This window comes from Moorena sp. SIO3I6 (assembly GCF_010672095.1).
This window is the reverse complement of record NZ_JAAHHU010000139.1, coordinates 1-14,049: the sequence shown is the minus strand read 5'-3', so window position 1 is coordinate 14,049 and position 14,049 is coordinate 1. Positions and strand designations below refer to the sequence as shown.

General features: G+C 44.0%; 15 protein-coding genes and 1 pseudogene. 3 read left to right on the top strand and 13 right to left on the bottom strand.

The features are described 5' to 3' along the window. From leuS to F6K49_RS27615, 3 genes are all read right to left on the bottom strand, one after another. The coding region (gene leuS, locus F6K49_RS27625) for a leucine--tRNA ligase (protein WP_293101749.1) at window positions 1-1,366 on the bottom strand (1,366 nt) is incomplete at its 3' end. A gap of 268 nt (window positions 1,367-1,634) precedes the next feature. After that, complete coding sequence (locus F6K49_RS27620; protein ID WP_293101746.1) at window positions 1,635-2,006, bottom strand: type II toxin-antitoxin system RelE/ParE family toxin; 372 nt, start codon at window positions 2,004-2,006, stop codon at window positions 1,635-1,637. After that, on the bottom strand, window positions 1,999-2,241 hold the full coding sequence (locus F6K49_RS27615) for a hypothetical protein (protein WP_293101743.1): 243 nt from the start codon (window positions 2,239-2,241) through the stop codon (window positions 1,999-2,001). The genes F6K49_RS27620 and F6K49_RS27615 overlap by 8 nt, the downstream gene beginning before the upstream one ends. Before the next feature lie 324 nt (window positions 2,242-2,565). On the opposite strand from F6K49_RS27615, the gene F6K49_RS27610 reads away from it, so the two are divergent. Both F6K49_RS27610 and F6K49_RS27605 read left to right on the top strand, forming a co-directional pair. Next, entirely contained in the window at window positions 2,566-2,937 is a 372-nt protein-coding gene (locus F6K49_RS27610; RefSeq protein ID WP_293027732.1) for a hypothetical protein, read from the top strand. 38 nt (window positions 2,938-2,975) lie between these two features. Continuing rightward, complete coding sequence (locus tag F6K49_RS27605) at window positions 2,976-3,194, top strand: hypothetical protein (RefSeq protein WP_293027730.1); 219 nt, start codon at window positions 2,976-2,978, stop codon at window positions 3,192-3,194. Here F6K49_RS27605 and F6K49_RS27600 read toward each other — a convergent pair. From F6K49_RS27600 to F6K49_RS27555, 10 genes and pseudogenes are all read right to left on the bottom strand, one after another. Further along, window positions 3,191-4,270 carry an NAD/NADP octopine/nopaline dehydrogenase family protein gene (locus tag F6K49_RS27600; protein WP_293027727.1) on the bottom strand — a complete coding sequence of 360 codons (1,080 nt, stop codon included), beginning with the start codon at window positions 4,268-4,270 and terminating at the stop codon, window positions 3,191-3,193. The genes F6K49_RS27605 and F6K49_RS27600 overlap by 4 nt on opposite strands. A gap of 179 nt (window positions 4,271-4,449) precedes the next feature. Beyond that, a complete protein-coding gene (locus F6K49_RS27595) occupies window positions 4,450-5,274 on the bottom strand; it encodes a class I SAM-dependent methyltransferase (protein WP_293101740.1) in 825 nt (274 codons plus the stop codon). Between the two features lie 148 nt (window positions 5,275-5,422). Beyond that, window positions 5,423-6,394 carry a protochlorophyllide reductase gene (locus F6K49_RS27590; protein ID WP_293027564.1) on the bottom strand — a complete coding sequence of 324 codons (972 nt, stop codon included), beginning with the start codon at window positions 6,392-6,394 and terminating at the stop codon, window positions 5,423-5,425. Window positions 6,395-6,881: 487 nt separating this feature from the next. Next, window positions 6,882-7,688, bottom strand: coding sequence for a uroporphyrinogen-III C-methyltransferase (gene cobA / locus F6K49_RS27585; RefSeq protein ID WP_293027567.1), 807 nt, complete (start codon window positions 7,686-7,688; stop codon window positions 6,882-6,884). Continuing rightward, window positions 7,685-8,518, bottom strand: a complete 834-nt coding sequence (locus tag F6K49_RS27580; protein WP_293027570.1) for a CbiX/SirB N-terminal domain-containing protein — start codon at window positions 8,516-8,518, stop codon at window positions 7,685-7,687. Before F6K49_RS27580 ends, cobA begins: the two co-directional genes overlap by 4 nt. Window positions 8,519-8,936: 418 nt before the next feature. Next, window positions 8,937-9,539 carry a hypothetical protein gene (locus tag F6K49_RS27575; protein ID WP_293027573.1) on the bottom strand — a complete coding sequence of 201 codons (603 nt, stop codon included), beginning with the start codon at window positions 9,537-9,539 and terminating at the stop codon, window positions 8,937-8,939. Next, window positions 9,520-9,699, bottom strand: a complete 180-nt coding sequence (locus F6K49_RS27570; RefSeq protein ID WP_293043420.1) for a hypothetical protein — start codon at window positions 9,697-9,699, stop codon at window positions 9,520-9,522. Before F6K49_RS27570 ends, F6K49_RS27575 begins: the two co-directional genes overlap by 20 nt. Window positions 9,700-9,833: 134 nt before the next feature. Continuing rightward, window positions 9,834-11,069: a B12-binding domain-containing radical SAM protein gene (locus F6K49_RS27565; protein ID WP_293101737.1), complete on the bottom strand. Its 1,236-nt coding sequence runs from the start codon at window positions 11,067-11,069 to the stop codon at window positions 9,834-9,836. Window positions 11,070-11,369: 300 nt separating this feature from the next. Then, window positions 11,370-11,852, bottom strand: a pseudogene (locus tag F6K49_RS27560) (cobalamin-dependent protein); the annotation flags it as partial. Between the two features lie 48 nt (window positions 11,853-11,900). Next, a complete protein-coding gene (locus tag F6K49_RS27555; protein ID WP_293101734.1) occupies window positions 11,901-12,122 on the bottom strand; it encodes a hypothetical protein in 222 nt (73 codons plus the stop codon). Between the two features lie 178 nt (window positions 12,123-12,300). Here F6K49_RS27555 and F6K49_RS27550 point away from each other — a divergent pair, with 178 nt between their 5' ends. Continuing rightward, the gene (locus tag F6K49_RS27550) at window positions 12,301-13,572 is read left to right on the top strand and encodes a lipid-A-disaccharide synthase-related protein (RefSeq protein ID WP_293101730.1); all 1,272 of its coding nucleotides are present in this window, start codon (window positions 12,301-12,303) and stop codon (window positions 13,570-13,572) included. Window positions 13,573-14,049 lie beyond the last annotated feature (477 nt).

The window sequence follows — 14,049 nt, the reverse complement described above, 5'->3', positions numbered from 1 at the left end:
CGCAGTTAGGACAATGAATCACAGGGATAGGGGCACCCCAGTAACGCTGGCGAGAGATTAACCAATCTCGGAGGCGATACTGCACTCGGGCTTTGCCCCAGCCCTGTTGTTCAGCATAGTCAATAATCCCGGTCTTGGCCTTGACGGAATCCATGCCATTGAATTGGTCAGAATTCACCACAATGCCCGGTTCGGTGTAAGCCGCTTCTAGAGGAGTGTCATTAACTGTTTCGACATCATCTGAGGTTGGCACAATCACCACTTTGATGGGTAATTGCTTTTCCTGGGCAAACTTAAAGTCTCTGGTATCATGAGCTGGTACTCCCATCACGGCACCAGTACCATACTCATACAGCACATAGTCAGCAATCAAGATTGGGATCTCGTCCCCAGTGAAGGGATTAATGGCTTTACCACCAGTGGGAATCCCTCGCTTGGGCTTATCCTCCGCTGTCCGTTCCAATTCACTTTGGTTACTGACTTCCTCAATGAAGGCTTCAACTGCAGCCTTTTGCTCAGGGGTAGTGACTTTTGCGGTCAAGGGATGTTCCGGTGCTAGCACCACATAGGTAACGCCATAAACTGTATCTGGACGAGTAGTAAATACACCAATTTTGTTATCTAAGCCCTCATCTGAGCTGTCATCTAAGCCCACAATGGGAAATTCTAGATAAGCACCAACAGATTTACCAATCCAGTTGGCCTGCATCAGCTTCACCCGTTCTGGCCAACCGGTTAAGGTATCCAAGTCTTTGAGCAATTCTTCGGCATAGTCGGTAATTTTAAGGAACCACTGACGCAACAGTTTCCGTTCCACCTTGGCACCAGAACGCCAGGAACGTCCTTCACTATCCACTTGCTCATTAGCTAGCACTGTCTGATCTACCGGGTCCCAGTTTACTGCTGCTTCTTTCTGGTAGGCCAGTCCAGCGTTGAAGAACTGTAAGAAAATCCACTGAGTCCACTTGTAATAGTCTGGGGAGCAAGTGGTTACTTCACAATCCCAGTCATAGGAAAGTCCGAGGCGCTTTAATTGCGATCGCATTTGGGAAATATTTTGGTATGTCCACTTAGCCGGATGAATCCCGCGAGCGATCGCAGCATTTTCTGCCGGTAATCCAAAGGCATCCCAACCCATAGGGTGAAGTACGCGATAGCCTTGCATCCGGCTTTTCCTGGCAATCACATCAGTAATTGTATAGTTACGGACATGACCCATGTGCAGGTTACCCGATGGATAGGGGAACATGGACAGAGCATAGAATTTCGGCTTGTCAGTTTCTGTGGGGGTTTGGTACAAGCCTTGCTCTTCCCAAATTTGTTGCCATTTTTCCTCTATCTCGGTGGGGTTGTATTGTGACTGCACAAGTGATACTCCTTGGGTATGATTTCCGAAAATGTGGCGTTGAAAGCCCCTGGCTTCAGACATGGGGATGAAAACGCCACCAACAAACAACATTCTGATTAGTCTATGCTACAATCTTTTGTCGTAGATGACAAAGATAAACATGATCATCTATGAGATGAAGTTAGAATTCAAAAAATACCCATACAAAAGCTTGGATTAAGTCATCTGTACTGGTAATTCCTGTTCATGTATTTGAGCAAAAAATTTTTTTTATCGCCAGAAGTAATTAATTCTCGTTCAAACTACTTTTTCGGAGTTCGGTAAGCTCCTCTTTTAAGGTGACGGCATGTTTACTCAGTAGCGTCGGAATATCCCTCCCCATACGGATAAAAGCAGCGATGGCGATCCGTTTTTCTCCCAAGGGTTCATAGACAATATAATGTTCTCGAACAGGATATAAACACAGAGAGCTATCCCCTGTCAGCTCCTGGCGTTTCGCAACTTTTTGATGGTTAAGGGCGATAAACTGTGCGGCTTTTTCAAGGTCATGAAAATACTCTTTTGTTAATTCATTGCCCCATCTGGCCCGTGACCATGCTTTTGCTTCCCGTAAGTGCCGCCGCGCTGTGGGGGTGAGAAGATAGTTTTTCCTAGTCACAATCCCGATTATCTTCTTCTAAAATATCCAGGATGGATTCCGGGACAAATTCTTGATTCCTAATTTCCCGTAGCCCTTGGATAATGTCGGACACAATCAAATAGTCCTCCATATCCCGACGAATCAAATCGCGGATGTATTCACTAGGCGTTGCATAGACATCATCATCGCTTGCACGCATATCAACATAGCGGCGTAGTTTATCAGTTAGCTGGATATTCAGGCTGCTGCTCATTGCGATTCTTTGTATGGGAAGAAACCTTTCACCACTCTAGCACCAATGGCATTAAACAACAATATTTGCCATATTAACCCAAGAGAAACAACATTGAGCGCAACACCAGACCAGGGGGCACAGTAGGCATGTCCAGAGAGGCTAGGTGATCTAATGTGATGATGTATCTCTCATCAATCGTTGCACATAACTCTAACGTTAACGATTCTTTGTTGTCTGGCAGCGCCACAGTTATTATGAGGTGGAGTTAAATAATTTTAATTCTCTGATAGGGGCAATTATTGTTAAACTTATTAGGGATGCCAAAATAAAGGAAAATTACCAATGATTAATATTTCAGAAAGTACAAATGCCAACTTATTGGGATTAGCTTTAAGATTCCCAACATCTAAACTAATACTAGAAATACTTAGCAATATGGGAATCTCCTTACGAAATAGTCTTCACGATAATTATGAGGAGCATCAGGTCGTCGATGTTTCTCATTTTCATTTAGAGCTTTACACTCATCAAACAATTAATTCTTTACCTACATTAATACTTGAAACAGACAACCTTGCCAACAGTTTAAGCGTTCTACCGGATGGATTCAAAGTTATTTACAAAGGTAGTACCGATCTTGATAACTATAGTGTTGTTGCTTTGTGTAAATATTCTACTGGCTTAGAGGTAAAGATATACGAAAGGAGAGTCTAAACAGTACTTTTCAACTCGTTCTTGTAGAACTTTCAAGATTGATAGCAAAGGGAACAGCGGATCATCGGAACTTCGGAGCAGGGAGTAGGGATGCAGCAAGGAAGGGAGCCAGCGCAGTTTCCACGGGGCAAACAGCGGTGCGGAGGCAGGTGACCCACACAGCCACCTTAACCACTCGCGCTTTGCATCAAGGTAAGGCAGGGTTTATTGAGAACTATCCCTGGTTACCCAACAAGATGCGTTTGCCCTGCTTTTAATTATGTGTTAGTTGACTGTTCAGCCATTGAGTGTCCAACTCTAGAAACTGAGCAGTCCACGTCAGAGGTTCATCGATAAACTTACTCCCCAAAGTAATACAACTATCTAAACATGGCGTATCCACTCCTGTTAAGCGAGCTAAAGCCTGTAGTGGAAAAGCTCCAAAAGGCAATTCTTCTGATAGATAGCGATGATGGGGATTCCTGATAGTAGCATTGTCGAGTGCTTTGATCTGGTGAATGTGTTCGTAAAGAGATGGGCCAGGAGTTCCAAAGGCAGTTTTAAAATAATCGTACATATCGCTTAGATCAGGAAACCCTAAAGCCTTAGCTATGGCTAGGCGCTCACTATCTAAATCACCAATCAAATTAGCAGTACGAGGACCGAACCCTCGGTAAACATTATAACTTTCTCCCAGCTCCCACCTTGCTAAGGAAGCTATGATTAAAGGAACGTGAAAGATATCATTACATTTATCTAAATTAACTTCTAAACTGGAAGAAGCAGTTCGCAAACTCTTGAACGAACCTTGATAAGCTGCGACAATGCGCTCTGTCATCTCTGAGTTCTGGGCAGCAACCTTGAATTTATTTTTAAACTTACTAATCTTCACTTCGTCGTCAGCGTTTCCTCGGCAAGCAAAGGGACTATTGTTGACATCTGCAACTGCAGGTAATTGGGTTTGAATCCTGCCAAATTCTCTCTGTATAACTTTGCAAAAAACTCGACCTGAAAACCGGCTAGCACAGATAATCATAATGTTGCTTTGAGAGTTAATATATGCCCCCAAAATCCTGGCATAAGATTCAATATCCTGACCCCGACAGCAGATCACAATATTCCCGGGCAATTTACCCTCATTAGCAGCAGCAATTTCCTCAATCTGGTTAGCACAAGCTGCTATTGGATAATTGCCTGGTGAACATATACCCGTTGAACGAACAATCTTGGTTTGACTGATTGAAGAGTAACGGCGAGAAAATAGATAAACTGGATTTCCTTGAGAACTCAGGTGCACTGCTGTTGCTAAACCTGTATTTCCCCCACCTACAACAAGGTAACTATCTTGTGACATAAAAATATCCTGATTGGGTTGATTAAAATTCGATGAGTGATAAAGATATAGTGATTTGGCTATGGTATGGTCAAGGTTTCAGGTACTAAAATCACTACTTGTATACCACACTTGTATACCACTACCTTGAAAGGAATTGTTGATATTAAAACTGAGGTAAAGTCACAGTAAACTCTAGACTAGATTTTTTGAGCAATCTGAAGAACAGACAGATAGGAAGTTTCAATACTACTGCCTAATTCTAGATCTAGTATTTCCTTAATCCCTTGAAACAAAGATTCTCGCTGCTGGTGGTCTAAAGCTATATAAGGTGATAAAGTACTCAAAAGCGCTAGATAATTATCAATACTATAGGTAACGTCACACACTAACTGTTCCGATACTAAGTCTTGGAATTTCCCGGAATTAATAACAGTTTCTGCAATTTTGCTGAGGTTCTGTTGATGAGTTTCTATCTCTTCATAGGGTTTCAGAGAGGGAGCGTAAGTTTGATAGACCTGATTCAACAGTTGGCAAATGTCATGGTTCGGTTGAGGGGGCGTATTCCATAGCAAAATCAGAAACCCATTATCTTTTAGAGCATCAGCTGTTTTTTGATACCTGATCTTTTTTGAAACCCAATGAAAAGAAGTTGCTGCTAAAACAGCATGGAATTTACCTGTTTCTAGCTGCCACTCTTCAAAGGTAGTATTGATAATTTCTACATCTGGATATTGGCTACAGTTATGTCGCGCTAGCTGGCAAGATTCCTGGCTAGGTTCAATAGCAACGATAGAGAAGCCCAAGTCAGCAAATGCTGTCGTAGCAATCCCCGGACCGCATCCCACTTCAAGAATAATCCCATCGGAAGGAAGTTGGGCTAACTCCACAGCACGGTTAATCAGTTGCTGAGGATAGCGTGGTCTGGCCTGGTCGTAAGCCTCTGCAACCGAAGAATACCAAGTTTTTTTCTCTTCCAAGTCTTTAGAGTAGATAGCTTGGAGTAGTTGTTTAATGTCTTTCATCGTAAGCATTCAGCTGTCAGCTGTCAGCTTAACATAAACCTCAAAAGGTGGTAGAATTTAATAGTTCGAGATTAATCAGAATTGAAAGTCTGGGGAAAAGCCCAAGGCTGACGGCTGACGGCTGACGGCTGAATTCCTACATTTAACGTTACCCTAGTCCAACTAACTTTTCGCTCAATTCCCACAAGCGCTTAGCTTTAGAATCATCCATTGCTTCATTAGAAACTTCTTGAACAAAGGACTTACGACCTTCTTTTTGTCGATTACCCCAGCTCCAGTAAACGCCGGATTTATTATAGTTAGGATCAGCAACTACTGTTGCTAGTCTATCGCCTGCTAATTCCTGGGACACATAGCCTCCAGTAATGTTTTTCTGGAACAATGGGAATAGTTTCTGGAACAGGGAATAGTGGTTGCGGAATAGAGCGGTTTCAGCAACACATCCCGGATAAAGGGAGTTGAAAACTATTCCGGTAGAGTCATGATAGCGCTGGTGCAGCTCTCGCATGGTCAGCATGTTACAGAGTTTGCTGTCCTTGTAAGCTTTCCCAGATTTAAAGGCTTTGCCATTAATCATTGAGATGGGGGGTTTGAATCCTTCTTCAAAACCCTTGAGGTCTCCCAGGTCTGGAGGTGCTGGAATCGGAATCTTTCCTCCCAATTCTTTGGGATTAGCAGTAACAGTTCCCACAATCACTAGCCTTGGCTGGGAAGAGGATGAATTCTTCAAATCCTCTAGCATCAGATTACACAGGAGGAAATGACCGAGGTGATTGGTAGCAACACTCAATTCATATCCGTCGGGATTTCGCAACGGTTCCTTTGATAATGGCAGATAGATCGCAGCATTGCACACCAAGGCATCGAGGGTTCTGCCGGTTGCTCTGAAAGCATTCACAAACTGCCGGACACTGGCAAAGCTAGCTAAGTCAATATATAGCGCTGTATAGCTGTCTTTTGGGATTCCCACCTCTTGGGCAGCTTTTTCAGCTTTATCGAGATTCCGACAAGCCATCACTACATGCCATCCCCAGGTTTGGGCAAGAGCTCTGGCCGCTTGCAAACCAACTCCCGACGAGGCTCCTGTAATAATGACCGTTGATTTATGATCGTTTTCCATTTTGTTTAAAACTGGCCTATGGATCGTAACTTTATTAGGCTCTCACACTAAGTTGCGATCAAAGATACTATCTTAGGTTACAGGTTACAGGTTGAAGGTTGAAGGTTGAAGGTTTAAGGTTGAAGGTTACAGGTTGAAGGTTTAAGGTTACAGGTTACAGGTTACAGGTTACAAGGTTGAAGGTTTAAGGTTACAGGTTGAAGGTTACAGGTTGAGGGTTACAGGTTGAAGGTTGAAGGTTACAGGTTGAAGGTTGAGGGTTACAGGTTGAGGGTTACAGGTTAAAGGTTACAGCCGGTTAACTTTAAACTGGTTAACCTACCATAGACCGAACGCCAAAGGCGAACAACCGATTAACATTCAACCTACCCTAGACCGAACGCCAAAGGCGAACAACCTTCAACCTTCAACCAATTAACCTTCAACCAATTAACCTTCAACCGATTAACCTTCAACCGATTAACCTTCAACCTGCAACCTTAAACCTTCAACCCCCTTCAACCTTCAACGGTGAAAAACCTTCAAGCTGTTGCAACTTGACCACATTACCAATGACTGCGATCGCAGGAGCAGAAAACTGTGTTTCTTCAACCTGAGCCACAATGGTCTCTAAGGTTCCAACCAGCTGTTCGGAGTCAGGTCGTGTGCCCCAGCGAATCAGCACTACTGGTGTCTGGGAATTTAATCCTGCTTCACACAATTCGGTCACAATCCGAGGCAGATTATGAACTCCCATATAAATCACAATGGTTTCTGAGCCATGAGCGATCGCATTCCAATTCACCTGAGGTCGATACTTGCCCACTGATTCATGACCGGTGACAAAGGTGACGGAAGAACTATAATCCCGATGGGTCAATGGAATTCCCAGATACGCTGGTGCTGCAATTCCTGAAGTTATCCCTGGTACCACCTCCACTGGCACCCCTGCCGCAATCAAATCCCCCATTTCCTCACCACCACGACCAAACACAAAGGGGTCTCCTCCTTTCAGCCGTACCACCACGGCATGAGAGTGAGCCTTTTCAATCAACAGCTGAGTTGTCTGTTGCTGCAACATGGAATGACGACCCCTGCGCTTTCCGGCATTAATCTGTTCCGCCTGGGGATTAATCATCTTCAACACTTGCGGACTGACTAGGGCATCATAAACTACCACATCTGCAAATTCTAATAACCCCTTTCCCTTCAAGGTCATCAATCCGGGATCTCCAGGACCTGCCCCAACCAAATACACCTTACCCAAACATTGATTGCTCACTACCTTCGCGTCCTTGATGTCTTCGTGGTTCATTTCTGCCTAATCCCATCCATAATCAAATCAATCAATGCCTCACTCACCCCAATTGGTTTTCCGAGATTCAACTGCACTTGAGGCAACCTCTGCTGTATCTCCAGTAACATTTGTGCGATCGCATCGGTAATTCTTCCCTCAAAAAGAAAATATGCCAAAATGGCAATCTTTTTTGCTCCAGAGTTTGCTATTATAGAGACCTGCTCCCAAAGGGACGGCTGTACTGACCAGTCGGCCGCCACAGCCCCCAACTGGTTAGCTACAGCCCCCGTTTCTTCTTGACCCCCAGGGCGGCTCGTTCCATGGGACAACAAAATCTTGGCATCGCCATCTAGCTTTGCCCATTGATTTCTCAACAGCCTCACCAAAGCTGGATTAGCTCCCAAATGAGGCAGTAGATGAATAACCATTTCACTACCTACGTTATGTTGCTTTATTAATTTCTGTTGCGCTAGAGATACTTGCCAAGGAATATCCTCCATGACATGTACTCCCCGCAATAGAAATAGGGGCAATAGTTTCAATTCCTTACAGCCAGCCCCTTTAGCGAGCTGAGCAAATCGGACAATTTGCTCATGTAGGGGTATATCAGCTAGTTCTAAAGTGGCTGTACCTACCAAAGGTTGACTAGAAAGACCGTTAGCTGTTAACAGATCACCGTCACCACTGCTGCCCTGTGGTGAGATTGTCGGTAAGATTGTCTCTGTAGCCTTAGCTTGCTCAGAGGCTAGTCGAATTCGCAGCAACTGAGCCAATTGTGCCATAGCCTGCTGGGGACGCAGGTCATGACTGCCGTGGGAGATTAACAGATACGCAGATGAGGGTGACAACGGTATATTGAACTACCTTGATCGAATGTGTTAATTAATACTATCTTTCCTAGAGAGACAATTTTGTATAAACTATTTCTTAAGAATGTTGCATTGTGCTAATTTCCCTGCTATTGCACCAGCATGAAGCCACCAGTCAAATCCCCCAACCCAGCGCCGTGATGGCAAATGTCCTACTGGGGCTTGGAGTTGGAACTCAAAGTCTTGATCTCGAAGATGGGAGTTGTGAAGGGGCCAGCTGATGGGATTGGCCGTAGGCCACGCTAAGCGAACGCAAAACCTATAGTAACGAAAGTTGTTAGTTATAGCGCTACGGGCTGGGAATAGGGAAGATTCCTGTTATGAGTTCCCTGTTCTGAGTTGCCTGTTCAACACTTATGGGATAATTGATCGCTCTTTATCTTACTTATTGCTGAGTTTAAAGTTCTAGTTCACATTGACTAAATACATAATTAATTGCTGAATACAGTCTCTCTAAATCAGAAATTGTATAATTGTTAATTTCTCTAGTATAGAGATTCCCTTTTAGTTTACCAAACTGCCAAAGTTGACCATTGGAAACAATTCCAAATATAGTTTGCTCAGATTGGTCATTAAGCTTTTGAATTGCGATCATTTCTGCTAAACATTGACCCCACCCCTTAATAAAATCATCCTTTTTGGCTTCTACGGCTACAAAATAAGGCTTTTCAAAAATTTGTTTGCCAAGGGGTGACCGCTTTGCTAAAATATAATCGGGTATTCCCGTGAGCTGTTGATCATAGGTTATTGGTTTATGACTCCACAGCGTAAATTTATCTCGATACTGTCTGTATACTTCTTTTAAGAGCGGAAAAATAATAGTCTCACAAATAGCATACTCTGACTCTTCAACGGTAAATTCTCGAAGACAAAACTCTAAATCTTCTTTAAACGCTTCTCTGATTACAGTGTCAGTTTCCAGGATATAATTGGCTTCAGTAGCAGTAATTGTAAATTCTTGGAGTACTTCGCCAATCGTTTTATAGGAATCGAAGGACATGATGGAATTTAGAATTTAGAATTGGGAATTGGGAATCGGGAATCGGGAATCGGGAATCGGGAATCGGGAATTGGGAATCGGGAATCGGGAATCGGAAATTGGGAATCGGAAATTGGGAATCGGGAATCGGGATTAGCCACGATAACACAACACTCCCCATCACTCCATCACCCCATCACCCCATCACCCCATCACCCCATCACCCCATCTCCCCATCTCCCCATCTCCCCATCTCCCCATCTCCCCATCTCCCCATCTCCCCACCCTCCCCATCTCCCCATCTCCCCACACTCACTACACTTCCCCCGCTACTTCTGCAAGAGGTCTAGTGTTAGCAAGTGCTGCTAAAAACTTAGCGAGTTGTGCTGGAATTTGATCGTTGACAATTTGGCGGTATTCAAGGAAATGCTCCAGATAGGCATGATCACTAAGATACCGTTTCCATACCTGAGGATTGTGCCTGAGGATAGAAAAAAGTTGACCCCAGAATTGGAAGCGGGTTTGGCGCTTGATGCCATTGCGCCAGATAATAATTAGCAGTGCCCACAAATAGATAAATTTTGGCATTACTAATTTAGGGTGATAGGATTTCGGCTTCATGTTTAAGTAGTGCCGATAAAGTCTGCCTAAATAGGATTCTGGTTTATATAATTCCCAGAAACAACTGACATATTCCTGAGCCAGTTGTTCTATCGGGCGAGTGGGGATAAAATTAGTCAGGGTTGTCTGATTGATATTTTCCTCATTGCCTTCTAGCAAACGCCCCTCTTGTTTGAGCCGATCCCAAAGGGCGGTATTTGGCAAGGCTTGTAGCATACTAAAAACAGGATGGGGAATGGCGGTTGCTTCTACAAAATCGATAATGCGATCGCCTGCTCCTGGTTTTTCCCCATCCAAGCCAATAATAAAGCCAGCCATCACTCGCAAACCTGCCCGATTAATTTTATCAACGGCATCTCGTAAGGGTTGACGAGTGTTTTGATGTTTTTTGGTCAGGGTCAAGCTATCAGTATTTGGTGTTTCAATTCCCACAAACACTGAACTAAAATTGGCAGCAATCATCAACTCCAACAGTTCATCATCCTCGGCCAAATTCAAGGAAGCTTCTGTGGACAAAGGAAAGGGGTAACCATGCTCTGCCATCCAGGGAGCTAGTTCCTGCAACAGAAGCTTAACATGGCGTTTATTGCCAATAAAATTATCATCAACTATAAAGACAGGAAGCCGCCAACCCAAAATATAGAGGGTTTCCAATTCAGCCAATACTTGAGCAGGGGTTTTGGTGCGCGGTTTACGGCCATATCGCACAGAGATGTCACAGAATTCGCACTCGAAAGGACAACCACGGGAAAACTGTACCGACATCTCGCTTTGACACTCCCCGGTCATGAGACGCGGGGATTCTTGGCTCAATGACTCGACTTGCTCAACCAGGCCGGAGCCAAGAAGAGTAGAGGTCAAATCTCCCCAAGCGTTTTGGTTTAATACCAGGGTTCCGGTGTGCCCCACCGTACCTAAAATAGTTAACAAATTTAAGTTAACAAATTTAGATAACAAATCTAGATGAACATTTTTTTGATCTTAGACTTTCATAGACGTCCAAATCGTTAGACTTGATTGTGCAACATGATTATCTCAAAACAGGTTTTTTACACTGTCTACTTATTCAAGATCATGTTTATCTAGAACATTAATTGTTTTTTTGTTATGTTTTTATCTTAACACGGTGCGATCAAACTGTCAATACATAGATGCTCCTTTGGAGCCTTCAGTTGCGAACAAAAAAAAGCCGTCCTGTAAGGACGGGGCGCGATTACCCAAATTTTTTGGTAAATCGTAGCGGGGAATTGGTGTCTTGGTGACATCTGCCCTTTCGCCATGAGCACGGAATACTCCCGAGGTTTCTCCAAAAGCCAGTGCCTCCACAAATCTCGGTAGGGTAATCTCACCTTCATCTAAAATCAGAAAGTCTACTCCTGCTTCTTGAGCTTCCTCTGCTATAGACGTGACATAAGGACCACCAACGGCTACCAATTTGCCCCGCCGTTTCCCCTCCCCAATCAGGTGGAGCAGATCGGGTTTCTGGACAATCATACCGGAAACGATCACCACATCTGCCCATTCCCAGTCAGCGTCAGTTTCTAAACGAACATTACGGTCTACTAAGCGGAATTCCCAGGTTTGAGGAAGAATAGCTGCTACGGTAATCAGACCCATAGGGGGTTGGGCGACTTTGCAGCCGATCAGTTCTATGGCTTTATCAAAAGACCAATAGGATTTCGTGAACAGAGGAGACAGGAGTAAAACTCTCACGTTTGATGTTGAAATCAAGAATAGTACAATACTACAGCAGTTCTCAATTTAGGGAATCGGGAATCGGGAATCGGGAATCGGGAGTAGGGAATCGGGAGTAGGGAATCGGGAGTAGGGAATCGGGAGTAGGCAATCGGGAGTAGGGAGTAGGGAATCGGGAATCGGGAATCGGGAGTAGGGAATCGGGAGTAGGCAATCGGGAGTAGGGAGTAGGGAAAAAATCTTGTGTACTTTATTACTATCAGAACCGCTATAAATTCTTGTCTTCAACCTTCAACCTCGAACCTTCAACCTTCAACCTCGAACCTTCAACCTCGAACCTTCAACCTTAAACCTTCAACCTCGAACCTTCAACCTTAAACCTTCAACCTCGAACCTTCAACCTTAAACCTTCAACCTCGAACCTTCAACCAACCAAAGTCCTAGTTATCTTAAAACCTGATTAACCATGCGTTTACTATGCCTGAGCAATGGTCATGGAGAGGATGTGATTGCTGTCGAGATTCTACAGGAATTACAACATTACTCGACTTGTCCAGAACTAGCCGCGTTACCCTTAGTTGGGCAAGGAAAGGCTTATGTGCCATTAGATATCCCCATTATCGGCTCCGTTGAGCAGATGCCATCGGGTGGATTTATCTATATGTCCCAACAGCAAGTGTGGCGTGATGTGCAGGGAGGCTTAGTGCAATTGATTTGGTCCCAATTAAAAGCAATTCGCCGTTGGGCTAAATCAGGGGACTTTATCCTAGCAGTAGGAGATATCGTACCACTGTTGTTTGCCTGGTGGAGTGGTTTACCCTATGGCTTTGTTGGTACTGCCAAATCCGAATACTATTTGCGGGATGAATCGGGATGGTTAGCCAATCGACCCCGTTGGGAAGGGTGGTCAGGCTCGGTTTATTTGCCTTGGGAGCGTTGGCTGATGTCTAATCGCCGTTGCTTAGGGGTTTTTCCTAGAGATACCCTGACCACAGAGATCTTGAAGCAGTGGTCTATCCCAGCTTTTGATCTGGGTAATCCGATGATGGATGGGATTTATCCAGACTATCCAGCACCGATGGTTTATGACAAAGATGCAGAATTGAAGGAAACTAAGCGTACCCTAACCATTACCTTACTACCGGGTTCGAGAATACCCGAGGCTTATCACAATTGGCATCAAATCATCTTGGCAGCATCAGGGTTACTGGATACTTTTGGTTCGCGATCGCTTTTATTTCTCGCTGCCATTGCTCCAGGATTAAGCCAAGACCTTTTACGGGAGGTTTTAGTCGCTCATAGTTGGAGTGAGGTCACCCTGGCATCCCATCCATTCAATCTCCAGCTCAAGGACAAACAAGCTTTGGCCTTTACCAAGCAAAATGGCACACTGATTTTAACCCAGAACGACTATAACCTCTGCCTGCTCCAAGGGGATTTCTGTATCGCCATGGCAGGCACAGCCACAGAGCAATTTGTCGGGTTAGGAAAACCAGCCATTGCCATGCCAGGAGTTGGTCCCCAATATACCCCTGCTTTTGCCGAAGCCCAAACTCGCTTGTTAGGTCCATCGTTAGTAATAGCACAGCAACCAGAATTTGTAGCCAGCATAGCGAAACAGTTATTCCAGAATCCCGACAAGTTACAGCTAATAGCAGAAAATGGTCAGCGACGCCTTGGTCAACCAGGGGCAGCAGCTCGGATTGCTAAGTGTTTGATGGAAAAGATGAATTCTTAAGGATTAATTATTAATTATAGAGTTTCTCATAGTAATGAGGTACAAACTATTTTTTTCAATTCCCTAGTCCCGGTTTCCTTCAAAAAAGATGCTATGGTATAAAATTTATCACCAATTATAGATATAGTTAACAATATATAATCAATTTTTAATTAGTGCAGAAGTCGGAAACTTTGGCTCTGTAAAATTCGCAGCAGCAGCAGCAGCAAATAAAAATTGACGAAACCCTTATCAAAAAAGGGATACAGTTCGGTATAATCTGGTATTGTTACAAAATTTAACAATTTTTATACCATGAAAAGTAATTCTTACGATACTATGGCTAAGTGGAAAACTTAGGAGGCAAAGAGGTAAGCATTCAGGTGATGGGGTTGACAAAAAGGGAAGGATGAGTAGTAGTGTAGAACCATGGAAATCAAACCGCCAGCTATCCCAAATAGCTTTGAAGCTCTGGAACTGCTGCCCCAATCAGTTCTG